The organism is Kutzneria kofuensis (genome assembly GCF_014203355.1).
Taxonomy (GTDB): Bacteria; Actinomycetota; Actinomycetes; order Mycobacteriales; family Pseudonocardiaceae; genus Kutzneria; species Kutzneria kofuensis.
Map to the genome: position 1 here is coordinate 5647740 of NZ_JACHIR010000001.1, position 23730 is coordinate 5671469.

The following is a 23730-nucleotide window of genomic DNA, read 5'->3' on the forward strand; positions in this document are numbered from 1 at the left end:
GTCTGGTGGCGCGATCTCGTTGGCTGGCAAGGTGTGAGTCGTGCTGGAGTTGCAGTCCGTGGCCCAGCGTCAGGGCGCGGTCGTCCCGAAGTCCCCGTGGTTGCCTACCGGTTGCCAGGCGCTCGCCGAGCTCGCCGGCCGAGTGCTCGGCCTGGACGTGCGCAGAGTGCCGGTGCGCGCCGGCACGTCCAAACTCGTCGGCGGCATCCACAATCGCGAAGTGCTGATGGCCAACCGCGCGTTCCAGGCGCAGGCGCTCCGGCACGCGCAGGGGCCGGTGCTGACCATCGGCGGCGACTGTGGCGTCGAGACCGTGCCGCTCGGCTTTGCCCGCAAGCGTTTCGGGCCGGCGCTGGGCGTGCTGTGGTTCGACGCGCACGGTGATCTCAACACTCCGGCGACCTCGCCCTCCGGCGCTTACCACGGCATGGCCTTGCGCCACGCCTTCGGCGAGGGCGACCGCGACTTCGTGCTCGACACGCCGATCGTGTCCCGCCGCGTCGTGCTGGCCGGCGCCCGGGCGCTCGACCCCGGTGAGCAGGCCATGATCGACCGCGGGCTCGTCCACCACGTGCCGATCGAGCGCGACTACGACACCTCGTGGGTCCTCGACGCCGTGATCGCCTCCCGCGCGCCGCAGTTCTATCTGCACGTCGATCTCGACGTGCTGGACCCGAGCGAGTTCCCCGACGTGACCTGTCCGGTGCCCGGCGGGCTGCTGATCAGCGAGCTGGTGGACGCGATCCGGGCGGTGGCGGCGATCCGTCCGATCATCGGCGCCGGGATCACCGAGTGCGCCACCGACAATCCCGAGCGGCTGAAGGTGCTGGTGCCGATCCTGCGGGCGGTCGGGGCCGCGCTGCACGCCCACTCGACCGCGCTGCCGGTGCAGCCGGTGCCGTCGAGGGCCCATCCGGTACGCCAGTGACGACGCCCCTCCTCCGCCTTCTTTCGTCACGTGAGTGGCTCAGTTGGCCCGGGGGAGCACCTGAGCCACTCAGGTGCTCCCCACCCGGTGCACCTGAGACCGATTTGTCCCCGAAACCGGTCCCGGAAGTGAAGACCTTTCATCTATTGTCTCGCTGGTGATCATGCCCTCGGCCCGCCGGTTCGACCAGGCGGCGGCCTTCCCGGAGCTTGTCGAGCTGCGCGAGTCGGTGCGCGCCGCCGACTGGACGGCCATCGAGCTGTTCTTCGCCGGTCTGTCCGACGTCGACATGACCGCCTTCGCCGTGAACGTGGTCGGCCAGGTCGAGGGGGCCGAGGACTTCCTGGCGGGCCTGCCGCCGACGCCGCTGGCCCGGCGGCTGCACGCGGCCCGTCGCATCGCCAAGGCCTGGGAGATCCGCACCGGCTACCGGGCCCAGCACGTCAAGCGCGAGCAGTTCGAGGGCATGCACGCGCAGCTGCGCATCGCCGAGCCGATCCTGATCGAGCTGACGGCGGAGGATCCGTCCGACACGGTGGCCTGGTGCCTGCGGCTCAACACGGCGCTGGGCCTGCAGCTGGGACAGAGCGAGGCCCGCCGCCGCTACGACCGGCTGGCCCGGTTCGCGCCGCACTGCTTCACCGCCCAGAGCCGGCTGGCCCAGCAACTGTGCCCGAAGTGGGGCGGCAACTGGGAAGCGCTGCACGCGTTCGGCCAGGAGTGCATGGAGTCGGCCCCGCCCGGCTCGCTGAGCCCGACCGTCGCCGCCGAGGCGCACCTGGAGCACTTCTTCGACGAGGGCGACGGCTACCTGCGCAAGGTCACCGTGCAGCGGGAGATCGTCGCGGCGGCCGAGAAGTCGGTGCTGCACCCGGACTTCGCCGGCGGCTACCACTGGCCCCGCGCGCACGGCGTCTACGCGCTGCTGTTCGCGACGATGGGCCAGCACGACCGCGCCGCCGTGCACTTCACCGCCCTCGGCGACGCGGGCAGCGAATACCCCTGGCAGAGCGCGTCCGGCTCGCCGGAGTCGCATTTCCGCACGTTGCGCGACAAGGCCCTCGGCGGTGTGAAGTGATCAAGGAAACCGAGGTCTGCGGCATCCGGACCCTCGTCGCCCCGGGCAACGGGCCACTCGCGGCCGGCCTGGCCTTCCGCGTCGGCTGCGCGGACGAGCCGCTGTCCCGGCGCGGCCTGACACACCTGGTCGAGCACCTGGCGTTGCACCGGCACGGCCTGATCGAGCACGACGCCAACGCGGCCACCGGCGTCACCATCACGCACTTCTTCACCAGCGGCAGCGAGCAGGCCGTGGTGAGCTACCTGACCAGCGTCTGCGACTCGCTGCGTGACCTGCCGCTGGAGCGGATCGCCACGGAGAAGACGATCCTGCGCACCGAGCAGGCCGGTCGCCCGCACGACAGCCTGCTGGTCTGGCGGTACGGCGCGGTCGGCTTCGGCGCGGCGGGCTACCCGGAGTGGGGCCTGGAGGCGATCACCGACGCCGACGTGCGCGACTGGGCGGCGACCCGGTTCACGCGGGAGAACGCGGTGCTGTGGATCGCCGGCGAGGTGCCGGAGGGGTTGAACCTGACGCTGCCGTCCGGATCCCCGCAGCCGCTGCCGGAGCTGACCTCCGCCCTGCCGACCACGCCGGCGTACTTCACCGAAGGCAGCGGCAAGGTCACCTTCAGCGCGATCGTGGAACGGTCGGCGCGGGCGTCGCTGTTCGCGATGGTGTTGGAGCGGGCGCTGTTCCGGGCGCTGCGCACCGAGGACGGCAACTCCTACGCGGTCGCCACGGCGTACATGCCGCGGGACGGCGAGCACGCGACCATCACCGCGATGGCCGACGCGCTGCCGGAGAAGCAGGACGCGGTGCTCGGCGGACTGATCGACGTGCTGGCGGCGTTCCGCGTCGGCCGTGTCGACGCCGACGAGCTGGAAACGGTGCGGGACAAGGCGTCCACCTCGCTCGACCGGCCGGAAGCCGGCAAGGCGATCCTGTTCACCGAGGCCGTCGACGTCCTCTATGGCCGGACGCGGGCCTCGCTGACGGACTTCCGGGCCGAGCTGGCGGCGGTCACTGTCGAGGACCTGCGCGACATGGCCGTGCAGGCGATGGACACCCTGTTGTTGCAGGTCCCGCGGGGCAACCAGGCCGACTGGGCCGGCTTCGCCGAGGCGCCGATGTGGTCGGAGAAGGCCACCGTCGGCGAGAAGTACCCGTCGCTGCAGAACGGCGACTTCTCCCTCGTCCTCGGCTACGACGGCGTGAGCATGGAGTCCCCGCACGGCGCGCTGACCGTGCGGTACCGCGAGTGCGTGCTGATGCAGTGCTGGCCCGACGGGGCGCGCCGGCTGGTCGGCCCGGACGGCGTCAGCGTCAGCATCGAGCCGACCCTGCACGACGTGCCGGAGCGGGCGATCGCCCGGCTCGACAAGCAGATCGGCGACGAGCTCAAGGTGTGGCAGCCGGCCCGGCCGGCCGACCGGATCCCGCAGCCGCCGGCTCCGGCCCCGGTCCAGCCCGTGATGAAGGTCGAGATCCCGCTCAAGGCCAAGCTCACCCTCGCCCTCATCGCGCTGCTGTGTCCGGTGCTGGCGCTGGTGGCGACCGCCGCCCTGGTCACCAGCGACAACGTGGGGCACGCCCTGCTGCACTTCGCCCTGCCCGCCTGGGGCGCCTTCGGCGCCGGGGCGGCGGCCTTCCGTCTGGCCAAAGCCCTGGGCTACTTCGGCCGCGACGAGTCCGATACGCGACGATGACCCGGTGACCAGGATCGTGGCCGGCGCGGCCGGGGGACGTCGGCTGGAGGTGCCGCCCAGCGGCACCCGCCCGACCTCGGACCGTGTCCGGGAGGCACTGTTCAGCGCGTTGGAGGCGGCGGTCGACCTGGACGGCGCGCGGGTGCTCGACCTGTATGCCGGTTCGGGCGCACTGGGGCTGGAGGCGCTGTCGCGTGGCGCGACGAAGGCGACCTTCGTGGAGTCCGACCGCCGTGCGGCCGACATCCTCCGCCGCAACACCAAGGCCCTCGGGCTGCCTGGCGCCGACGTGCGGCACGGCACCGTGCAGTCGGTGCTGGCCACGACTCCGGGCGACCGCTACGACGTGATCTTCGTCGACCCGCCGTACGCGCTGGGGGAGCGGGAACTGGGCGAGGTCCTGGAAGCCCTGCGGTCCTGGGCCGCTGAGGAGGCGACGCTCGTGGTGGAACGGTCCTCCCGCGGGGAGGATCCCAGTTGGCCCGAGGGCGTGGAACCGATCCGCAGCAAGAAGTACGGGGAGACCACGCTGCACTGGGCCGTGATCACCGCCACGCGGTGAGCCGGCGGCATCCCTGTTACGGTCCGCCCATGAGGCGTGCGGTATCCCCCGGCTCCTACGACCCGGTGACCAACGGCCACCTGGACATCATCACCCGTGCCGCCGACGTCTTCGACGAGTTGATCATCCTGGTGGCGGTCAACAAGAACAAGAAGACCCTGTTCACGGTGGACGAGCGCGTGGAGATGATCCGCGAGGTCACCGCGCACCTGCCCAACGTGCGGGTCGACACCTCGCACGTGCTGCTCGTGGACTACTGCCGGGCCAACGACGCCAAGGTGATCGTGAAGGGCCAGCGCGCGGTCAGCGACTTCGACTACGAGCTCCAGATGGCGCAGATGAACCACCAGCTGTCCGGGGTGGAGACGCTGTTCATGCCGACCAACCCGCTCTACAGCTTCCTGTCCAGCTCGCTGGTCAAGGAGGTCGCCAGCTACCACGGCGACGTCGCGCACCTGCTGCCGGAACCGGTCCACGAACGGCTGATGCGGCGGCTCGCCGAACGGGCCTGACCATCGGGCCGGCGATGGGATGACAAGACTGTCAACCTGTCAACAGTTGTTCGAGCCTGGCTCCTTCTTGTGACCACCCGATCGCGTTACGTTGCCGGGCATGAGCTACCTCACGTCACGAGCCGTGAAGGCCCTGCTTGCTCTCGCCATCGCCGTGCTCGGCGCCGTCGGCCTGGCCACCGTCAGCACCGCCGCGCCGGTCGCCCACCCGGCGGCCGCGCAGGTGGCCTGCGGCAACACCAGCAGCTACAAGAAGGTCAACCTGTCCAGCCTGCCCGCCCAGGCCGCGACCACCGTCAAGCTGATCAAACAGGGCGGACCGTTCCCGTACCCCCGCAACGACGGCGTCGTCTTCCGCAACGACGAGCACATCCTGCCCCTGTGCTCCGCCGGCTACTACCACGAGTACACGGTGCCGACGCCCGGCTCCTCCACCCGCGGCGCTCGCCGCATGATCACCGGATCCGCCGGCGAGTACTTCTACACCGGCGACCACTACGCGTCGTTCTCCCTGGTCGACATCAACCGCTGAGCCCGCGCCGGCGCCCGGTCGACAAGATCGGGCGCCGGACACGCCACCGAATCTCCCGGCGTACGGCGGGTCGAGCGGGCAGACTGGACACTGCCAGCCGTATAGGCATGCCGAAGACCTGCTTGCAGGGTCGAGCATCGATAGGGAGTGCGACGTGTACCGGGTGTTCGAGGCCCTCGACGAACTCGTCACGATTGTCGAGGAAGCGCGCGGCGTGCCGATGACCTCCGGCTGTGTCGTGCCCCGTGGCGACCTGCTTGAGCTGCTCGACGACATCAGGGACGCCATTCCCCGCGAGCTGGACGACGCGCAGGACGTGCTCGACCACCGCGACAGCATGATCTCCAAGGCCCAGCACGAGAGCGAGCAGGGCGTCGGCAAGGCCCGCGAGGAGTCCGAGCGGATGCTGGCCGAGGCCCGCGCCGAGGCCGAGCGCATGGTCGCCGACGCCCGCGCGCACGCCGAGCGGCTGGTCGCCGAGGCCGAGGACGAGGCCGAGCGGGTCGTCACCGCCGGCCGGCACGAGTACGAGGACCTGACCAGCCGGGCCCGTGCCGAGGCCGACCGCATGGTGCAGGCCGGCCGCGCCTCCTACGAGCGGGCCGTCGAGGACGGCCGCAACGAGCAGCACCGGCTCGTCCAGCAGACCGAGGTCGTGCAGGCCGCGCACGCGGAGTCCGCGCGCATCCTGGACGCCGCCACCGGCGAGGCCAACCGCCTGCGCGGCGAGTGCGACGCCTACGTCGACGCCAAGCTGGCCGACTTCGAGGACCTGCTGGCCCACACGCTGCGCACCGTGGGCAAGGGCCGGGCCAGCCTGCGCGCCCCGATGACCAGCAGCAGCGCCTCCGGCGCGCCCTTCGACTACGCACGGGACTGATGCAGACGCGAGGCGCCGGCCACGAAGGGCCGAGCCCCGCGCGGAACGCGCGGCACAGGCACTGACCAGCTGATTTTCCTTCTGGCCACCTTCTTGAGTACGCTTGAGCGGCTGGCCACGGTAAGTCACCCCACCAGCGACACAACCACCATGTCTAAGCAACGATCACACGCGCGCCCTCAGCAGACCGCCGGACCCTGGGTCATCGACACCAGGGATATCGGTCGTCGACCCGGCTCCAGCCGCAGCTACCACCGGGTGGCCCCGGCTCCGGCGGGTCTCGGCTTCCCCGATGTCATGGGGGTCGAGGTCGGCAGCGACGTCGTGCTTGACCTGCTGGTCGAGTCGGTAGTGGAGGGCGTCCTCGCCACCGGGACCGCGAAGGCGGAGACGGTCGGCGAGTGCTCGCGGTGTCTTGATCCGCTGTCCGGCACGGTCGAGGTCCGCTTCACCGAGCTGTTCGCCTACCCGGACAGCGCGACCGAGGCGACCACGGACGAAGACGAGGTGTCTCGCCTCGTCGACGACCTCATCGACCTGGAACCGGCGGTGCGCGACGCGGTTGTGCTCGCGCTGCCGCAGGTTCCGCTGTGCTCGCCGGACTGTCGTGGACTGTGCGCCGAGTGCGGCGTCAAGTGGGCCGAACTGGGCCCCGACCACGCGCATGAGACGATTGATCCTCGCTGGGCTGCTCTGAAGGAGAAGTTCGGCGGGACCGAGGAGGAGAGCTAGTCGTGGCCGTCCCGAAGCGGAAGATGTCCCGCTCCAACACCCGTACGCGCCGTTCGCAGTGGAAGGCCGTCGCCCCGAACCTGGTGGCCTGCTCCAACCGCGCCTGCCGCCAGCCGAAGCTGCCGCACATCGCGTGCCCGGCCTGCGGCCAGTACGACGGCCGCCAGGTCGTCCAGCCGGCCTGACCGCCGCCTCCCGGCGAGAAGGCTGAGCGCGGTGGGAGGTAAGGGATCACGGGGCCCGGCACCGGATCGGACCCCGCTACTTGAGGCGCTCGGTGTTCAGTTGGACGCCGAGCTTCTCGTGTTGGCCCTCACTCACAGGTCCTACGCGTACGAGAACGGCGGCCTGCCGCCGAACGAGCGTCTCGAGTTCCTCGGTGACGCCGTCCTCGGACTCGTGGTGACGGACCACCTCTATCGCAGCCACCCCGACCTGCCCGAGGGGCAGTTGGCGAAGCTGCGCGCGAGCGTGGTGAACATGATGGCGCTGGCCGGCGTGGCCCGCGATCTCGGCGAGGGCGGCCTTGGCGCGCACCTGCTGCTGGGGCGCGGCGAGGAGCTGACCGGCGGCCGTGACAAGGCGAGCATCCTGGCCGACGGCCTCGAGGCGATGATCGGCGCCGTCTACCTGGCGCACGGCATCGACGTGGCCCGGGGCCTGGTGCACCGGCTGTTCGACCCGCTGCTGGAGGCCGCGCCGCTCAAGGGCGCGGGCCTGGACTGGAAGACCAGCCTCCAGGAGCTGACCGCCGCGCAGGGCCTCGGCGTGCCCGAGTACCGGGTCGACGACGAGGGCCCGGACCACCGCAAGGAGTTCACCGCCACCGTGTACGTCGGCGGGCGGGCCCTGGGCACCGGCGGCGGCCGGACCAAGAAGGAAGCCGAGCAGAAGGCGGCCGAGGCCGCCTACACCACGCTCAAGGCCGAGACGCCGCCGGCGGAGGACGCCGCGGGCTGAGCTCACCTGTCGAAGTGGTGCCCGGAAGGGGGCATTCCAGGCGTCAGACGCCAGGAATGCCCCCTTCTGAGTCTTTGTTGGTGCCTGGCGGGAAGGGGTTGTCATGCCGGAGTTGCCCGAGGTCGAAGTCGTCCGCCGTGGCCTGGACGCGCACGTCACCGGTCGGCGGATCACGGCCGTCGAGGTGCTGCACCCGCGGGCGACCCGCCGGCACGAGCCCGGTCCCGTCGACTTCGCCGACCGGCTGGCCGGCCGGTCCGTGGTGGCGGCCAGCCGCCGCGGCAAGTACCTGTGGCTGGAGCTCGAAGGCGCCGAGGCGGTCATCGCTCACCTCGGCATGAGCGGCCAGATGCTGGTGCAGCCCGAGGGAGCCGCCGACGAGAAGCACCTGCGGGTCCGGCTGCGCTTCGACGACGGCGGCCCGGAGCTGCGCTTCGTCGACCAGCGCACGTTCGGCGGCCTGGCCCTGGCCGACCTGGTCCAGGTGGACGGCACCGCCCTGCCGGCCCCGGTCGCGCACATCGCCCGCGACCCGATGGACCCCGCCTTCGACGCCGACGCGGCCGTGACCGCGTTGCGGCGCAAGCGCACCGGCGTGAAGCGTGCGTTGCTCGACCAGACGCTCGTGTCCGGTGTGGGCAACATCTACGCCGACGAGTCGTTGTGGCGCACCAGGTTGCACTGGGCGCGGCCGACGGAGAAACTGACCCGTGCTCAGGCCGGGGAGCTGCTCGTCGCCGCCACCGACGTGATGACCGAGGCCCTCGCCGCCGGCGGCACCTCCTTCGACGCCTTGTACGTCAACGTGAACGGCCAGTCCGGCTACTTCGACCGGGCCCTGGCCGTGTACGGCCAAGAGGGCAAGGCGTGTCGGCGGTGCGGCAGCGTCATCCGCCGTGACCCCTTCATGAACCGCTCCTCCTTCTCCTGCCCCAAGTGCCAGCCGATGCCGAGGAACCCCCACATCTGACCCGCCCCGCCGCCAGCTCGTGCCACATGCGGTGCGCGGGCGTCGCCTGGAGGCAAGTACGGCGCGCATGGGGCATTTCGTCGGGGCCTGGAGGCCCGGGTTGCGTAGTAGTGCGCATTGCGGAATAGTGTGGCCAGCGCATCACCGGGAGGATCGGTTGGACACCAGCCAGCTGCTCAAGGGCGTCCTGGACCTCGCGGTCCTGGCCGTGCTCCGGGAGGAGGACGGCTACGGCTACGACGTGCTGCGCCGGCTGCGCCAGAGTGGCCTGGACGAGGTGGCCGACGCCTCCGTGTACGGCACGCTGCGCCGGCTGTACAAGGCCGACCTGCTCACCTCCTACGTCGTGCCGAGCGAGGAGGGACCGCACCGCAAGTACTACCGCGTCAGCGAGTCGGGACGCGTTCGACTGGAGGAGTCGTGCAGGACGTGGCGGACGTTCGCGAAGACGATGGATCAACTACTGAGCGCTTCCTGACCCGGATGCGGGCCGCCCTGTCCGATCTGCCGCCGGCGGAGGTGGACGAGCTGCTCGAGGACACCGAGGAGCACGTCCGCGAGCTGGCGCGGGAGCACGGCGAGGACCAGCTGGAGCTGCGTCTGGGCAGTCCGGAGGCGTACGCGGCGGAGCTGCGCTCGGCGGCCGGCTACCCGCCCCCGCCCGAGCCGGAGCAGCCCGCCCAGCAGCCCAAGACGCCGCGCAACGACGGCGTCGAGGTGCTGGCGCTGGCCGGCCTGATCGTCACCACCGCCAGCGCGATGCTGTTCGGCGCGTCGATCCGCAGCTACCACTCGATGCCGCTGTTCCTGCTGACCGGGCTGGTCGGCCTGGCCATCTCGCTGCCGATGCTGGTTCGCGGCCCCGGCGCCCTGCACGGCATCGCCGAGTTGCCGACGGTCCGGGCGCTGACCCCGTACCTGACGCCGGACGAGTCCACGCTGACCGGCAAGGTGCTGGCCTACGTCTACAGCCTGCAGCCGGCCTGGTGGCTGCTGCGGGTGCTGCCGATCGTGCTGCTCAGCCGGGCCGGCCTGGTCGGGCTGGTCGTCCTGGGCCTGCCGGCGGCGGTGATCTCGATCCTGGTCGGCCACTACAGCCGAGTCGACCGCCGCCTGCTGTGGCTGGTGGTGCCGGGCAACGCGCTGGTCGGCACGATCCTGCTGTACTACTTCGTCGCGTTCTGATCGACGCGCTGACCGGACAGCCGGTCCAGCAGCGGCACCACCGCCAGCACCTGGGCGGCCTCCTCGGGCGTCAGCTCGGCCAGCCGCTTGGCGATGATCTCCGCCTCGCCGTGGGCGACCGAGATGATCGTCTCGCGGCCCTGCTCGGTCAGCGTCACCTGGATGGCACGGCCGTCCGACGGGTCCGGCTCGCGGGCGACCAGGCCCATCGCCTCCAGGTGGGTGACCATGGTGGTCGCGGTCGGCTGCGAGCACGGCACCTGCGCGGCCAGCTCGCCGACCCGCATCGGGCCGCACTGCAGCAGTTGGGAAAGCACGATGAGCTGGGTCGGGTACAGCCCGGCGGGCGCGGCCTGGCGGACCGTGCGCAGCAACCGGTGCAGGGAGATCAGCAGCTGGAGCGACTGCTGCTGATCGCTGCCCTGGCGCTCGGCGGTCACGACAGCAGCCCCCTCCTGACGAACCGGTCACATCGGTCCGTCAGAGTATCCGCTGCCGTGAAGCGGGCCGCCGAGCGCCGAGGGAAGCGGGGTGGTCCACCCAACCCCCCGGCGGATGGACCACCCTTGCCTACCCCTCTCCCCCTGCGATCAAGAGTGGCCTTCGGCGTAGGGGCGTGACATCCGCGCGATGGCGTAGGTGATGGCGTACCCCGCCGACGACTAGGGTTGGAGCATGGCGCGCGGATCGCTCCCCACCGAGATCAGCTCGTTCGTCGGGCGGCGTGACGATCTTGCTGCGCTGCGGCGGCTGCTGTCGTCGGCGCACCTGGTGACGGTGACCGGCGCGGGCGGCGTGGGCAAGACCCGGCTGAGCCTGCGGGTCGCGCACGAGCTGCGCCGATCCTTCGCCGACGGCGCGTGGTGGGCGGACCTGTCCACGCTGCACGTCGGCGCCGACGCGCAGCTGGTCAGCGAGACGATCGCCAAGGGCCTCGGCGTCCACGACCACTCCACCCGCGCCACCCTGGACCTGCTGCTCGACCACGTCCGCGACCGGCGGCTGCTGCTCGTGCTGGACAACTGCGAGCACCTCGTCGACACCGTCGGCCCCATCGTGCAGGCCATGCTGTCCGCGGCGGCCGGCCTGCGGGTGATCGCCACCAGCCGGCAGCCGCTGGCCATCGCCGGCGAGCACGTCGTCGACCTGCGCCCGCTTACGTCCGAGGCGGTCGATCTGCTGGTCGACCGGATGCGGGCGACGATGCCGGACTTCGAGCCGTCCGGCAGCGACCGGGACACGGCGCTGCGGCTGTGCCAGCGGCTGGAGGGGCTGCCGCTGGCGATCGAGCTGGCCGCGGCGCAGCTGCGCTCGATCGGCATGGCCACCATGCTGGAGCGCCTCGACGACCGGTTCCGGCTGCTCACCGGCCTCGCGGCGGCGCTGGACTGGAGCTACCAGCTGTGCACCGAGCACCAGCGGCTGCTGTGGGCGCGGCTGTCGGTGTTCGCGGGCGATCTCGACCTGGCCGCCGCCGAGCAGGTGTGCGCCGACGAGCGGCTGCCACGCGAGGACGTGCTGGCCGCGCTGGCCGGCCTGGCCGAGCGGTCGCTGCTGACCAGCGAGCACCGCGGCGGCCGCGTCCGGTACCGGATGCTGGAGACGATAAGGGAGTACGGCGCCGGCAAGCTGGCCGAGCTGGACGACCCGGAGGCGGTGCGGACCCGGCACCGGGACTACTTCCGGTGGCTCGCCCGCGAGGCCGCCACCCACTGGCTCGGCCCGGAGGAGCTGCGCTGGCTGGAGCGCATCCGGGCCGAGCTGCCCAACGTGCTGGCCTCGATGGACTGGAGCCTTCGCACGCCCGGCGAGTCGGTCGCCGCCCTGGACATGGCGATCTCGCTGGTGCAGTCGCACTGCTGGTACGTGATCGGCGGCCTCGGCGAGGGACTGCGCTGGCTGCGGCTGGCCCTGGCCAGCGGCGAGCCGCAGCCGCGGCCGCTGCGGGCCATCGGCCTGGCCCGGGCGTCGATGATCGCGACGTTCCTCGGCGAGCCAGCGCTGGCGGCCGAGCTGATGCCCGACACCGGGGACGACCTCGCCGATGCGAACACGCTGACGGCGATGGCGATCCGGGCCTGGATCGTGGAGGTCGACCCGTCGGCGGTGGTCGGGTACCTCACCCGGGCCCGCGACCTGTACGCCAAGCTGGGCGTGGACGGCGGGGTGTTCTCCGCCGACATGTGGCTGGCGTGGAACGGTCCGGCGGAGAACCTCGAGGCCGCCTGCGAGGAGCTGGTCGCGCGGGCGGAGAGCCGGCAGGCCGGCTACTCGCTGGCCAGCGCGTTGTGGACGCTCGGCGCGGCCCGTATGCGCACCGATCCGGAGCGGGCGATCCCGCTGGTCGAGGATGCGCTGCGGCGGTTCCAGGCGGTCGACGACATGTGGGGCTGTGGCTGGACCATGGAGACGCTGTCCTGGGCGTACGCCGCGGCCGGCCACCACGAGCGGGCGGCGCTGCTGATGGGCGCCTCCGGCCAGCTGTGGTCGGACATCGGCCTGCGCCTGTACCGGCCGGGTCCGTTCGCGGTCGGGCACCAGCGGGCCGCCACCATGCTCAAGGAGGCACTGGGCGAGCGGGCGTTCGAGGCGGCCATGGACGAGGGCGCCGAGCTCGGCTTCGACCGGGCGGTGGCGATGGGCTCCCGCGTGGGGCTGCCGATGCGGTCGGTGGCGCCGCCCACGCCCGAGCTGACCGCCCGCGAGCGGGAGGTGGCCGAGCTGGTCGCCGCGGGACTGACGAATCCTCAGATCGCGGCGAAGTTGTTCCTCGGCTCGCGAACCGTGCAGACGCACCTGCGCAGCATCATGAACAAGCTCGGCGTCAACAACCGGACCCAGGTCGCCGCGCACATCACCCAGCAGTCCATCGACGAGCGCTGACCTCTCGCCACCGTCGGTGACGATCTTGACGCCTATGACGGCGCCGTCACCGCGCTGACCCGCGCCTGCGCCGGGGCCGCCCGGTAAATCGGTCACGCTCTGCGCATTCGTCGCCCGATCGGGTGGAGACCTGGCTCACCGGTCGCGTCAATTTCGCGTCAATGCCGTGCAGCGGCGCGTCAAGACGCCATCAGGCGACGTCGCGGCGGGTCGTTGCGGATGCACGCTCATCCCGATCGCGGTCGCCGTGGGGGTGACCGCAGGGGTGAGGGGAGCGGCGCGACATGGCCGACCTGGCCTACGCCGTGCTGGTCATCGGCGTCTTCGGAGTGCTGGCACTCATGGTGCGTGGATTGGAGCGGCTGTGAACGGGGCCGGTGTCGTGGCGAACGCCGTCGGCGGCGTGCTCGCCCTGCTGTTGCTCGTCTACCTGTTCGTCGCCCTGATCAAGCCGGAGAAGTTCTGACATGCGGCTCGACGTGTATGCCTCAGCGGAGGGCCTCTCATGACTGACACTGTGGCCGGCCTGCTCCAGGTGGCCCTGCTGCTGGCCGCGCTCGCGGCGGTGTACAAGCCGCTCGGCGACTACATGGCCCGCGCCTACCTGAGCACGAAGCACTGGCGGGTGGAACGCGCCCTGTACAAGGTGGTCCGCGTCGACGCGGAGTCCGACCAGCGCTGGACCACCTACGCCTACGGCGTGATCGGGTTCTCCTTCGTCTCCGTGGTCGTGCTGTACCTGCTGCAGCGCCTGCAGACCGTGCTGCCGCTCGGGCTCGGCCGGCCGGAGATCAACCCCGCGACCGCGTTCAACACCGCGATCAGCTTCGTCACCAACACCAACTGGCAGTCCTACGTGCCGGAGCAGGCCTTCGGCCACCTGGTGCAGATGGCCGGCCTGACCGTGCAGAACTTCGTGTCCGCCGCGATCGGCATCTGCGTGGCGGTCGCGCTGGTCCGCGGCTTCATGCGCGCCGGCACCGACCGAGTCGGCAACCTCTGGGTGGACCTGACCCGCACCGTGGTCCGGATCCTGCTGCCGATCGCGTTCGTGTTCGCGATCGTCCTGATCGGACTCGGCGTCGTGGACAGCCTGTCCGGCGGCATCGCCGTCACCACGCTCGACGGCGGCCAGCACACCATCGCGCTCGCGCCGGCGGCCAGCCAGGAGGCCATCAAGGAACTCGGCACGAACGGCGGCGGCATCTTCAACGCCAACTCGGCCCACCCGTTCGAGAACCCCAACGCCTGGACCAACCTCGTCGAGATCTTCCTGCTGCTGGTGATCCCGGTCAGCCTGACCCGCACCTTCGGCGTGATGGTGGCGGACCGCAAGCAGGGCTACACCATCCTGTCGGTGATGGCGTTGCTGTGGGCCGGCGTGCTCGCGGTGATCTGGTGGGCCGAGGCCCACCCGAACGGCCCGGCCGCGCTGCTGGCGGGTTCGGCCATGGAGGGCAAGGAAAGCAGGTTCGGCATCCCCGGCTCGGCGCTGTTCGCGGACTCGACGACCGGCACGTCCACCGGCGCGGTCAACTCCGCCCACGACAGCTTCACCGGCCTCGGCGGCGGCGGCGCGATGCTGAACATGTTGTTCAGCGAGATCTCGCCCGGCGGCACCGGCACCGGCCTCTACAGCATCCTGGTGTTCGCCGTCATCGCCGTGTTCCTCGCCGGCCTGATGGTCGGCCGCACGCCCGAGTACCTGGGCAAGAAGCTGGGGCGCAAGGAGGTCACCATGGCCTCCATCGCGATGCTGGCCATGCCCACCCTGGTCCTGGTGCTCGCCGGCATTGCCGTCGTGCTGCCCGGCACCGCGTCGGCCCTGACCAACAGCGGCGCCCACGGCCTGTCCGAGGTCCTCTACGCGTACGCGTCGGCGTCCAACAACAACGGCAGCGCCTTCGGCGGTCTGACTGTCACCAGCGACTGGTTCCAGTCCACCCTGGGCGTCGCCATGGCGTTCGGCCGGTTCATCCCCATCCTCGCGGTGCTCTGCCTCGCCGGCGGCCTCGCCGCCCAGAAGAAGGTGCCGCCCTCGGCCGGCACGCTGCCCACCAGCGGACCGCTGTTCGCGTCCATGGTGGCCGGCACCGTACTCCTCGTCGCCGCGCTGACCTTCGTGCCCGCGCTCGCACTCGGACCCATCGCGGAGGCGATGTCATGACCACGACCACCGACAACTCGCAGCGGACGGTGGAGGAGGTGGACCGCCGCCACGCGGAGAACACCGGCCGCCGGCTTTCCGCCGGCGCCTTCAACCCGCGGCAGTTGGTGAGCTCGTTGCCGGAGGCGCTGCGGAAGCTCAACCCGCGGCACCAGATGAAGAACCCGGTCATGTTCGTGGTGTGGATCGGGTCGGCACTGTCCACGGTGTTCGCCATCACCCAGCCGTCGGTGTTCTCGATCGTGGCCACGATCTGGCTGTGGTTCACGGTGTTGTTCGCGAACCTGGCCGAGGCCGTCGCCGAGGGCAGGGGCAAGGCGCAGGCGGAGTCGTTGCGGCGTACCAAGAAGGAGTCGGTCGCGCGGCGATTGCGTGAGGACGGCTCTGAGGAGCGGGTGCCGGGCACCGAACTGACCATCGGCGACCTTGTCGTCGTCGAGGCCGGCGAGGTGATTCCCGGTGACGGAGATGTGGTCGAGGGCATCGCGACCGTCGACGAGTCGGCGATCACCGGCGAGTCGGCCCCGGTCATCCGGGAATCCGGCGGTGACCGCAGCGCGGTCACCGGCGGCACCACGGTGCTGTCCGACCGGATCGTCGTGAAGATCACGACCCGGCCGGGCGAGTCCTTCGTGGACCGGATGATCGCGTTGGTGGAAGGCGCTTCCCGGCAGAAGACGCCGAACGAGATCGCGCTGACCATCCTGCTCGCGGTGCTGACGATCATCTTCCTGCTCGCGGTGGTCGCGCTGCAGCCGATGGCGGTCTACTCCGGCAGCGAGCAGTCGGTGATCGTGTTGACCGCGCTGCTGGTGTGCCTGATCCCGACGACCATCGGCGCGCTGCTGTCGGCGATCGGCATCGCCGGCATGGACCGGTTGGTGCAGCGCAACGTGCTGGCCATGTCCGGTCGTGCCGTCGAGGCCGCGGGTGACGTGGACACGCTGCTGCTGGACAAGACCGGCACCATCACCTTCGGCAACCGGCGCGCCACCGAGCTGATCCCGGTCGGATCGTCCACAAAGGACGAATTAGCGGCCACGGCCCGGCTGTCCAGCCTCGCCGACGGCACGCCCGAGGGCCGCAGCATCGTCGAGCTGTGCACGACGGAGTTCGGCCTGGCGGCCGAGCCCAGCAACGCCGAGAAGTCGGCCGAGTTCGTGCCGTTCACCGCGCAGACCCGGATGTCCGGCATCGACATCGACGGCCGCCAGGTGCGCAAGGGCGCGGCCAGCGCGGTCCGGGCCTGGGTGCTGGAGCACAACGGTCAGGTTCCGGACGAGGTGCACGAGGTCGTCGACCGGATCAGCCAGGACGGCGGAACGCCGCTGGTGTGCGCGGAGCTGTCCGGCGGCGTTGCGGTGGTGCGTGGCGTGATCCGACTGTCCGATGTGGTCAAGCCAGGCATGAGGGAGCGCTTCGACGAGCTGCGCGCCATGGGCATCAAGACGGTGATGATCACCGGCGACAACCCGCTGACCGCGCGGGCCATCGCCGCCGAGGCCGGCGTCGACGACTTCCTGGCCGAGGCCAAGCCCGAGGACAAGATGGCCCTGATCCGCCAGGAGCAGGAGGGCGGCAAGCTGGTCGCGATGACCGGCGACGGCACCAACGACGCGCCCGCGCTGGCCCAGGCCGACGTCGGCGTGGCGATGAACACCGGGACGTCGGCCGCCAAGGAGGCCGGCAACATGGTCGACCTCGACTCGGACCCGACCAAGCTGATCGAGATCGTCGAGATCGGCAAGCAGCTGCTGATCACCCGCGGCGCGCTGACCACCTTCAGCATCGCCAACGACCTGGCCAAGTACTTCGCCATCCTGCCGGCCATGTTCGCGGCGATCTACCCGGGGCTGGGCCGGCTGAACATCATGCACCTGGCCACGCCGACCTCGGCCATCCTGTCCGCGGTCATCTTCAACGCCCTGATCATCGTGCTGCTGATCCCGCTGGCCCTGCGCGGCGTGCGGTACCGGCCGTCCAGCGCGTCCAAGCTGTTGCGCCGCAACCTGCTGATCTACGGCGTCGGCGGCGTGATCACGCCGTTCGCCGGGATCTGGCTCATCGACCTCGTGATCCGTCTCATCCCTGGAATCGGGTGATCTCGTCATGCGTTGGCTGTCAGGACTGGTCAAGCAGACCGCCGCGGGCCTGCGGATGGTGCTGGTGATGACCGTGCTGCTGGGGATCGCGTATCCCCTCGTCGTGTGGGGGATCGGCCAGATCCCGGGGTTGTCGGCCCAGGCAGGAGGCTCCGTCGTGACCGTGAACGGCAAGCCGGTGGGCTCCTCGTTGATCGGGCTCAACCCGGTGGCCAAGGACCCGGACAACGACCCGTACTTCCACACCCGGCCGTCCGCGACCGCGTCGGACTTCTCCGCCACCGACAACACCAAGCTGGGCCTGGCCGACAACGACGCGGCCACCTCGGCCCCGTCCAACCTGGCCGCGGACAATCAGGTGCTGGTGGCGCAGGTCAAGGCCCGCAGGGAGACCATCGCCAAGCGCGAGGGCGTGTCCCCGGACCAGGTGCCGGCCGACGCGGTGACCGCGTCCGGCTCGGGCCTGGACCCGTCGATCAGCCCGGCGTACGCGAAACTGCAGATCGCCCGGGTGGCCCGGGTGAACGGGCTGCCCGTCGACCAGGTGACGAAGATCGTCGAGGACAACACCGCGGGGCGGGGCGCCGGCTTCCTCGGCGAGCCCACGGTGAACGTGCTGGCGCTGAACCTGGCCGTCCAGGCAGCGAAGCGCTGACCAGGGCAGACTGAGTCACGTGCAACCGGAGACACCGCGGCGCGGCGAGCTGCGCATCTACCTCGGGGCGGCGCCGGGGGTCGGCAAGACCTTCGCGATGCTCGGCGAGGCGCGCCGCCGCGCCGACCGCGGCACCGACGTGGTCGTCGGACTCGTCGAGACGCACGGCCGCGAGAAGACCGCGCAGCTGCTGGACGGCCTGGAGGTCGTGCCGCGCCGGCAGCTGACCCACCGCGGCCTGGACTTCGACGAGATGGACGTCGACGCGATCCTGGCCCGCAAGCCGGAGGTCGCGCTCGTCGACGAGCTGGCGCACACCAACGTGCCCGGCTCGCGCAACGACAAGCGCTGGCAGGACATCGAGGAGCTGCTCGACGCCGGCATCGACGTGCTGTCCACGGTCAACGTGCAGCACCTGGAGAGCCTCAACGACGTGGTCGAGCGGATCACCGGGGTGCCCCAGCACGAGACCGTGCCCGACCAGTTCGTGCGCTCGGCCGAGCAGATCGAGCTGGTCGACATCACGCCGGAGGCGCTGCGCCGCCGGCTCGCGCACGGCAACGTCTACCCGGCCCGCAAGATCGATGCCGCGCTGGGCAACTACTTCCGGGTCGGCAACCTGACCGCGCTGCGCGAGCTGGCGCTGCTGTGGGTGGCCGACCAGGTGGACGTGGCGCTGCAGCGGTACCGGTCCGAACAGAAGATCACCGAGACCTGGGAGACCCGGGAGCGGGTGGTGGTGGCGATCACCGCCGGGCCGGAGAGCGAGACGCTGATCCGGCGGGCCCGGCGGATCGCCACCCGGGCCGGCGCCGAGCTGCTCGTGCTGCACATCCTGCGCGGTGACGGGCTGGCCGGCGCGCCCGCCGACAAGGTGGCCAAGTACCGGCGGCTGGCCGACGACGTCGGCGCGACCTTCCACACGGTCGTCGGCGACGACGTGCCGACGGCGCTGCTGGACTTCGCCCGCGGCGTGAACGCCACCCAGCTGGTGCTCGGCACCTCCCGGCGGTCGCGGGTCGCGCGGCTGTTCGAGGAGGGCATCGGCGCCACCGTCGTGCAGGAGTCCGGGCCGATCGACGTGCACATGGTCACCCACAGCGAGGCCAAGCGGGCCTTCAAGTGGCGGTTCGGCCGCAGCCCGCTGACGGCGCGGCGGCGGATCCTGGGCTGGGTGCTGTCGCTGGTGATCCCGTCCCTGGCGACCGCCGTCGGCGTGCTCCTGCACGGCACGGTGTCGATCTCCACCGACACCGTCGACTACTTCCTCGCCACGGTGATCGTGGCGCTGGTCGGCGGTGTCGGGCCGGCCGTCGTCGCCGCCGCACTGTCCGCCGGGCTGCTGAACTTCTTCTTCACGCCGCCGCTGTACTCGCTCACCGTGGCCGACGGCGAGAACGTGATCACTCTCATCGCCATGGTCGTCGTCGCCGTGATGGTGGCGCTGGTGGTGGACCGGGCCGCGCGGCGGGCCGAGCAGGCGGCTCGGGCCCGGACCGAGGCCGCGCTTCTGGCGTCGTACGCGCGGACCGTGCTCACCAGCCCGTATCCGTTGGTGCGGCTGCTGGAGAAGGTGCGGGAGAACTTCGGGCTCACCTCCGTGGCGCTGCTGGAGCACCGGCACGGCAAGTGGGAGCGGGTCGCCTGCGTCGGGCCGCAGCCGTGCGACGATCCCGATGAGGCCGATGTGGACGTTCCCGTGACGCCCGAGGTGCATCTGGCGTTGCGGGGCAAGGCTTTGCCGGCCGCCGACCGCCGCGCGCTGGAGGCCGCCGCCGGGCAGGCGCTGCTGGCGTTGCGGCAGCAGCGGATGGCCGCGCAGACCGCCGACGCGCAACGCCGGGCCGAGACCACCGAGCTGCGGACCGCGCTGCTGTCCGCCGTCGGGCACGACCTGCGCACGCCGCTGACCTCGATCAAGGCCGCCGCCGGCAGCCTGCGCGATCCGGAGCTGCATCTGTCCGAGGAGGACACCGGCGAGCTGCTGGCCACCGTCGAGGAGTCAGCCGACCGGCTCGCCGGGCTCGTGGACAACCTGCTCGACTCGTCCCGGATTGCCACCGGCGCCGTGCAGCCGCAGCTGCGGCCCGTCGCGTACTACGAGATCGTGGCGCGGGCCCTGTCCGGCATCGACGACCGCCGCAACGTGCTCGTCGACGTCGACGAGCGGCTGCCGTTGGTGCTGGCCGACCCGGGGCTGCTCGAACGGGTGGTGGCCAACGTGATCGACAACGCCTTGCGCCACGGCAGGCCGGCGAGCAGCGTGAACGGCGAGCCCGCCGTCGAGGTCCGGGCCAGCGCACACGCGTCGCAGGTGGAGCTGCGGGTCGTGGACCGGGGCCGGGGGTTGCCCAAGGGGACCGGTGACGCGCTGTTCCAGCCGTTTCAGCGGCTGGGGGACCGGGACGCGACCAGCGGGGTCGGACTGGGGTTGAGCGTGGCGAGGGGATTCACCGAGGCCATGGGCGGCGCCATCGCCGCCGAGGACACGCCCGGCGGCGGGCTGACCGTGGTGATCTCGTTGCCGGCCAAGGAGGAACACTGATGACCAAGGTGCTGGTTGTCGACGACGAGCCGCAGATCGTGCGGGCGCTGCGGATCAACCTTTCGGCGCGGGGCTACCAGGTCCTCACCGCCCACGACGGCGCCAGCGCCCTGCGCGCCGCCGCCGAGACCAAGCCCGACGTCGTCGTGCTGGATCTGGGGCTGCCCGACCTGGACGGCACCGACGTCATCGCCGGGCTTCGCGGCTGGACCACCGTGCCCATCCTCGTGCTCTCCGCCCGCACCGACTCCTCCGACAAGGTCGAGGCCCTCGACGCCGGCGCCGACGACTACGTCACCAAGCCCTTCGGCATGGACGAGTTGCTGGCCCGGCTCCGCGCCGCCGTCCGCCGCTCCGCCACCTCCAACGCCGACGGCGAGGAGGCCGTCGTCGAGACCGCGTCCTTCACCGTCGACCTGGCGGCCAAGAAGGTCCACCGCGACGGCGAGGAGGTCCACCTCACCCCCACCGAGTGGGGAGTGCTGGAGGTCCTCGTCCGCAACCGCGGCCGCCTCGTCGCCCAGAAGCAGCTCCTCCAGGACGTCTGGGGTCCCCAGTACGCCACCGAGTCCCACTACCTCCGCGTCTACCTCGCCCAGCTCCGCCGCAAGCTCGAGCCCGAACCCTCCCGCCCCCGCCACCTGCTCACCGAGCCCGGCATGGGCTACCGCTTCGAAACCTGAGCCTCACCGCCAGTTCGAAGGCCGCTTGAACGTCAGGCCGGTCACCGGGTCGATCACCGCGTCGGGCAGGAGGGAGCCGCGGATCATCGCGTGGCCGATGACGAACGACGCCGGCACCAGCGAGCGGATCTCGAACGAGCTTCGGGCCGGCGGGAAGGCAGCGATCACCTCCCGGTGTGGGTCGAGCCGATACGAGGTCCGGATCGCGGGACACAGGTCGCTGTCGGCAGAGAGGACAAACGCGATGTCCGACGCCTGCTCGGCCGTGTCGGCGATGAGCGAGGCCGCGATGTTGACGTCTGGTCTCCTTCTCCTCGTACTTGATCCGCTGATGCCCGCACTGCAAGCAAGCGACCTTCGACCGCTGGTAACGCCCCAACACGACGGCCATCTTCTTGCCGCTGTGAGCGTTGAGGGCGTTGAGGTAGTTCTGCTGGCGGAGGACCGCGGCGTCGTCGTCGAGGACCAGCGCGGTGAAGTACTTGATCGCGACGATCTCATCGTTGCGACGCATGCGCTGGACGAGATGCTCCAGATCCAGCCAGAGGTAGCGGCGGCGATACTTGGTGTGCAGGCCGTAGTACAGGTTGAAGCCGTCGATGTAGGCGATGACGCGAGCCACTGAGTGTCCTAATTTGTGCGGCCGTGGAGGCTGTGTGTAAGCTGTCCATACCCCGTCGACCGGTAACAGGGTCGACCCGACGGCCCCGTGAGGGGCCGTTTTCCTTTTCCGGGGTTCCATGCGGCCATCGGCCTGCGTGATCCATCGAGTGTACGGCCTGTGACCGACCGGCCGCGTTGAGCTACCCGGAGTCATCGCCTGGTCGGCCTGTGCGCCCGGGACCCGGTGCGGCCGAACGGAGCTCAGGGTCGTGGACTGACGCCGGATGGGCGATCGACAACCCTGCGTCATCTAGTTGACCGGGCTACCACCTTTACAAATGGTGACAACTTGTCCCGATTGATGACACAACATCACCCGTTTGGACGCAAACTCGACAGTTAGAGTGCGTAACAACTGCGGTGCGTACACCTATGTTCTACGTGATCGTGCGAGAGGTGCGGCTACCCCCAGGATCCCGGCCGCGACGACCAGCCTCTCGCAGGGAGGAGTTGGCCATGAGCTCACCAGAGGGCCACGAGGTGTCCTGTCTCGGATTCGGCAAGAAGCGCCGGGCCCTGCGCGTGTGGTCTGCTGGCGACAAGGTGGTGCTGCAGGCGCCCCCGGGCGAGGTCGCGTTCCTCTCCGACGAGGAGGTCGACCTGGTCATCTCCGCGTTGCTGGAGGCCCGCAAGCAGGCCAGGCAGACCGGCGCCCAGTGGATCGCGAACAGCGGCGGGGCCGCCTGAGATTCATCACCCGAAACGGTGATGGGCGAGACCCGGGTCGGCCGTCCGCCAGCGGTCGGCCCGGCACGCTCGCGTTCGGGTCGCGTCAGGGTTTCCGGCCGTGCCGGCCGATTCCGTTGACGCGCCTTTACCCTCGGCAGCGTGGGCAAGGTCAAGCACCGCAGGCTCGACCAGCTGGCCGACCTGTGCCGTCAGGTCGGGGACGCCATGCAGCGCGCGAGTGTCGCGCTGCTCGACGCCGACCGGGCGATGGCGGAGAAGGTCATCACCGGCGACGCGGCACTGGCCCGCGCCCGGGCGTCGTGCGAGGAACAGCTGCTCGCCGCAACGGATCTTCGCGTCGTCCTGACGGCCGTGCACGCAGTCGACACCCTTGAGCGCATGGGCGATCTGGCCCTGCACATCGCCCGTGCGGCGCGCAGACGCCACCCGGCGCACGTGTTGCCCGACGAGCTGCGCGTCCCCTTCGCGGACATGGGCCAGCTCGCGATCACCCTGGCCAACACGGCGGAACAGGTGATCCGCACCGGCGACCCGGAGCTGGCGGCGTTTCTCGACGCCAGCGACGACACCATGGACGACCTGCACCGCGCGGTGTTCGCGACGGTGACGCGTGCGGACTGGCCGCACGGCGTCGCCACCGCGGTGGACGCCACCGTGCTCAGCCAGAACTACGAGCGCTTCGCCGACTACGCGGTCGCGCTGGCCCGCCGCACGAGCGTCATCGCCCGCAGCGAGCTGGCGGCCTGATCACTGAGCTCCGCCACCAGGCGGGGGCGGCTGGCTCGTGGACGTGGTGGTCGGGACCGTGGTCGTCGTGGTCGTCGTGGTGGTGGTCGTCGTCGTATGGGTGGGCGACGTCGGGCTGTTGCCGCCCGGCTGAGTGATCGGCGTGGTGCCGTCCGGCGGGTTGCTGCCGCCCTGGGACGACGTCGTGGTGGTCGTCTTGGACGTCGTGCTCGTCTTCGACTTCGACGTGCTGCTGGTCGCCGAGCTGCTGGTGGTGTCGCCGCCGCCGCTGGTGGTGTTGCCGTCCGCGTCGGTGGTCTGCGTCGACCCGCCGAACTGCTGCGACGCGGGGTCCACGTTCTGGTTCTGGGACTGCGGCGCGGCACCCTGCCCGGCCGCCATCGTGGCCACCGAGGCGAACGCGGTCGCCACCACGACCCCGGCCGCGGCCATCAAGACCTTGGCCGACTGTCGCGGCGCGCCGCTCCGCTTGGGCGGGCTCAGCAGTGCCCGCTCGGGCTCGCTCACGTGACCTCCTCGTTACCGCCCCGGCCAGAGAATACGGGTCGTGTCGGCGTTCGTGAAA

The 23730-nt window shown here is 70.9% G+C and carries 25 protein-coding genes; 23 read left to right on the forward strand and 2 right to left on the reverse strand.

What is annotated here, in order from left to right; genetic code table 11:
- The first annotated feature begins 40 nt into the window (after positions 1-40).
- The 13 genes from BJ998_RS26195 (at position 41) to BJ998_RS26255 (ending at position 10030) form a co-directional block, all read left to right on the forward strand.
- A complete protein-coding gene (locus tag BJ998_RS26195) occupies positions 41-928 on the forward strand; it encodes an arginase family protein (RefSeq protein WP_312890333.1) in 888 nt (295 codons plus the stop codon).
- A gap of 157 nt (positions 929-1085) precedes the next feature.
- Entirely contained in the window at positions 1086-2006 is a 921-nt protein-coding gene (locus BJ998_RS26200; RefSeq protein WP_184865819.1) for a hypothetical protein, read from the forward strand.
- Positions 2003-3697, forward strand: a complete 1695-nt coding sequence (locus BJ998_RS26205; protein ID WP_184865821.1) for a M16 family metallopeptidase — start codon at positions 2003-2005, stop codon at positions 3695-3697. The genes BJ998_RS26200 and BJ998_RS26205 overlap by 4 nt, the downstream gene beginning before the upstream one ends.
- Positions 3698-3701: 4 nt before the next feature.
- The gene (gene rsmD, locus BJ998_RS26210; RefSeq protein ID WP_184865823.1) at positions 3702-4259 is read left to right on the forward strand and encodes a 16S rRNA (guanine(966)-N(2))-methyltransferase RsmD; all 558 of its coding nucleotides are present in this window, start codon (positions 3702-3704) and stop codon (positions 4257-4259) included.
- Positions 4260-4288: 29 nt separating this feature from the next.
- Positions 4289-4771 carry a pantetheine-phosphate adenylyltransferase gene (coaD, locus tag BJ998_RS26215; RefSeq protein WP_184865825.1) on the forward strand — a complete coding sequence of 161 codons (483 nt, stop codon included), beginning with the start codon at positions 4289-4291 and terminating at the stop codon, positions 4769-4771.
- 100 nt (positions 4772-4871) lie between these two features.
- Positions 4872-5303, forward strand: a complete 432-nt coding sequence (locus BJ998_RS26220) for a guanyl-specific ribonuclease (protein WP_184865827.1) — start codon at positions 4872-4874, stop codon at positions 5301-5303.
- 154 nt (positions 5304-5457) lie between these two features.
- On the forward strand, positions 5458-6183 hold the full coding sequence (locus BJ998_RS26225; RefSeq protein WP_184865829.1) for a DivIVA domain-containing protein: 726 nt from the start codon (positions 5458-5460) through the stop codon (positions 6181-6183).
- 150 nt (positions 6184-6333) lie between these two features.
- Positions 6334-6915 carry a YceD family protein gene (locus BJ998_RS26230; RefSeq protein WP_184865831.1) on the forward strand — a complete coding sequence of 194 codons (582 nt, stop codon included), beginning with the start codon at positions 6334-6336 and terminating at the stop codon, positions 6913-6915.
- Positions 6916-6917: 2 nt separating this feature from the next.
- A complete protein-coding gene (rpmF, locus tag BJ998_RS26235; RefSeq protein ID WP_184865833.1) occupies positions 6918-7100 on the forward strand; it encodes a 50S ribosomal protein L32 in 183 nt (60 codons plus the stop codon).
- Positions 7101-7131: 31 nt separating this feature from the next.
- Positions 7132-7875 carry a ribonuclease III gene (gene rnc, locus BJ998_RS26240; protein ID WP_184865834.1) on the forward strand — a complete coding sequence of 248 codons (744 nt, stop codon included), beginning with the start codon at positions 7132-7134 and terminating at the stop codon, positions 7873-7875.
- Between the two features lie 103 nt (positions 7876-7978).
- Positions 7979-8845 carry a bifunctional DNA-formamidopyrimidine glycosylase/DNA-(apurinic or apyrimidinic site) lyase gene (gene mutM / locus BJ998_RS26245; RefSeq protein ID WP_184865836.1) on the forward strand — a complete coding sequence of 289 codons (867 nt, stop codon included), beginning with the start codon at positions 7979-7981 and terminating at the stop codon, positions 8843-8845.
- 157 nt (positions 8846-9002) lie between these two features.
- The gene (locus BJ998_RS26250; RefSeq protein WP_184865838.1) at positions 9003-9323 is read left to right on the forward strand and encodes a PadR family transcriptional regulator; all 321 of its coding nucleotides are present in this window, start codon (positions 9003-9005) and stop codon (positions 9321-9323) included.
- On the forward strand, positions 9275-10030 hold the full coding sequence (locus BJ998_RS26255) for an HAAS signaling domain-containing protein (RefSeq protein ID WP_184865840.1): 756 nt from the start codon (positions 9275-9277) through the stop codon (positions 10028-10030). Before BJ998_RS26250 ends, BJ998_RS26255 begins: the two co-directional genes overlap by 49 nt.
- Here BJ998_RS26255 and BJ998_RS26260 read toward each other — a convergent pair.
- Positions 10012-10470, reverse strand: coding sequence for a MarR family winged helix-turn-helix transcriptional regulator (locus BJ998_RS26260; RefSeq protein ID WP_184865841.1), 459 nt, complete (start codon positions 10468-10470; stop codon positions 10012-10014). The two genes, BJ998_RS26255 and BJ998_RS26260, sit on opposite strands and share 19 nt — an antisense overlap.
- 235 nt (positions 10471-10705) lie before the next feature.
- Between BJ998_RS26260 and BJ998_RS26265 the strand changes: the two genes are divergently transcribed.
- The 10 genes from BJ998_RS26265 (at position 10706) to BJ998_RS26310 (ending at position 23165) form a co-directional block, all read left to right on the forward strand.
- Positions 10706-12913: a helix-turn-helix transcriptional regulator gene (locus tag BJ998_RS26265; RefSeq protein ID WP_184865843.1), complete on the forward strand. Its 2208-nt coding sequence runs from the start codon at positions 10706-10708 to the stop codon at positions 12911-12913.
- Between the two features lie 364 nt (positions 12914-13277).
- Entirely contained in the window at positions 13278-13379 is a 102-nt protein-coding gene (gene kdpF / locus BJ998_RS26270) for a K(+)-transporting ATPase subunit F (RefSeq protein WP_184865845.1), read from the forward strand.
- A gap of 39 nt (positions 13380-13418) precedes the next feature.
- The gene (gene kdpA / locus BJ998_RS26275) at positions 13419-15080 is read left to right on the forward strand and encodes a potassium-transporting ATPase subunit KdpA (protein WP_184865847.1); all 1662 of its coding nucleotides are present in this window, start codon (positions 13419-13421) and stop codon (positions 15078-15080) included.
- The gene (gene kdpB, locus BJ998_RS26280; RefSeq protein WP_184865849.1) at positions 15077-17182 is read left to right on the forward strand and encodes a potassium-transporting ATPase subunit KdpB; all 2106 of its coding nucleotides are present in this window, start codon (positions 15077-15079) and stop codon (positions 17180-17182) included. Before kdpA ends, kdpB begins: the two co-directional genes overlap by 4 nt.
- 7 nt (positions 17183-17189) lie before the next feature.
- Positions 17190-17837: a K(+)-transporting ATPase subunit C gene (kdpC, locus tag BJ998_RS26285; RefSeq protein ID WP_184865850.1), complete on the forward strand. Its 648-nt coding sequence runs from the start codon at positions 17190-17192 to the stop codon at positions 17835-17837.
- Positions 17838-17856: 19 nt separating this feature from the next.
- Entirely contained in the window at positions 17857-20382 is a 2526-nt protein-coding gene (locus tag BJ998_RS26290) for a sensor histidine kinase (protein ID WP_312890334.1), read from the forward strand.
- Complete coding sequence (locus BJ998_RS26295; RefSeq protein ID WP_184865852.1) at positions 20382-21065, forward strand: response regulator; 684 nt, start codon at positions 20382-20384, stop codon at positions 21063-21065. The genes BJ998_RS26290 and BJ998_RS26295 overlap by 1 nt, the downstream gene beginning before the upstream one ends.
- A gap of 25 nt (positions 21066-21090) precedes the next feature.
- Positions 21091-21690 (forward strand): hypothetical protein, encoded by a 600-nt coding sequence (locus BJ998_RS26300; protein ID WP_184865854.1) that lies wholly within the window; start codon positions 21091-21093, stop codon positions 21688-21690.
- 494 nt (positions 21691-22184) lie between these two features.
- Positions 22185-22415 carry a hypothetical protein gene (locus BJ998_RS26305; protein WP_184865856.1) on the forward strand — a complete coding sequence of 77 codons (231 nt, stop codon included), beginning with the start codon at positions 22185-22187 and terminating at the stop codon, positions 22413-22415.
- A 141-nt stretch (positions 22416-22556) separates the two neighbouring features.
- Positions 22557-23165: a phosphate signaling complex PhoU family protein gene (locus BJ998_RS26310; RefSeq protein WP_312890335.1), complete on the forward strand. Its 609-nt coding sequence runs from the start codon at positions 22557-22559 to the stop codon at positions 23163-23165.
- Here the strand turns inward: BJ998_RS26310 and BJ998_RS26315 are convergent, their stop codons facing one another.
- A complete protein-coding gene (locus tag BJ998_RS26315) occupies positions 23166-23672 on the reverse strand; it encodes a hypothetical protein (protein ID WP_184865858.1) in 507 nt (168 codons plus the stop codon).
- Between the last annotated feature and the right edge of the window lie 58 nt (positions 23673-23730).

Coding starts and splice junctions, on each gene's coding strand:
- BJ998_RS26220 (WP_184865827.1), top strand. CDS start 4,872: ATGAGCTACCTCACGTCACGAGCCGTGAAGGCCCTGCTTGCTCTCGCC.
- kdpC (WP_184865850.1), top strand. CDS start 17,190: ATGCGTTGGCTGTCAGGACTGGTCAAGCAGACCGCCGCGGGCCTGCGG.
- coaD (WP_184865825.1), top strand. CDS start 4,289: ATGAGGCGTGCGGTATCCCCCGGCTCCTACGACCCGGTGACCAACGGC.
- BJ998_RS26265 (WP_184865843.1), top strand. CDS start 10,706: ATGGCGCGCGGATCGCTCCCCACCGAGATCAGCTCGTTCGTCGGGCGG.
- kdpB (WP_184865849.1), top strand. CDS start 15,077: ATGACCACGACCACCGACAACTCGCAGCGGACGGTGGAGGAGGTGGAC.
- BJ998_RS26295 (WP_184865852.1), top strand. CDS start 20,382: ATGACCAAGGTGCTGGTTGTCGACGACGAGCCGCAGATCGTGCGGGCG.
- mutM (WP_184865836.1), top strand. CDS start 7,979: ATGCCGGAGTTGCCCGAGGTCGAAGTCGTCCGCCGTGGCCTGGACGCG.
- BJ998_RS26230 (WP_184865831.1), top strand. CDS start 6,334: ATGTCTAAGCAACGATCACACGCGCGCCCTCAGCAGACCGCCGGACCC.
- BJ998_RS26305 (WP_184865856.1), top strand. CDS start 22,185: ATGAGCTCACCAGAGGGCCACGAGGTGTCCTGTCTCGGATTCGGCAAG.
- kdpA (WP_184865847.1), top strand. CDS start 13,419: ATGACTGACACTGTGGCCGGCCTGCTCCAGGTGGCCCTGCTGCTGGCC.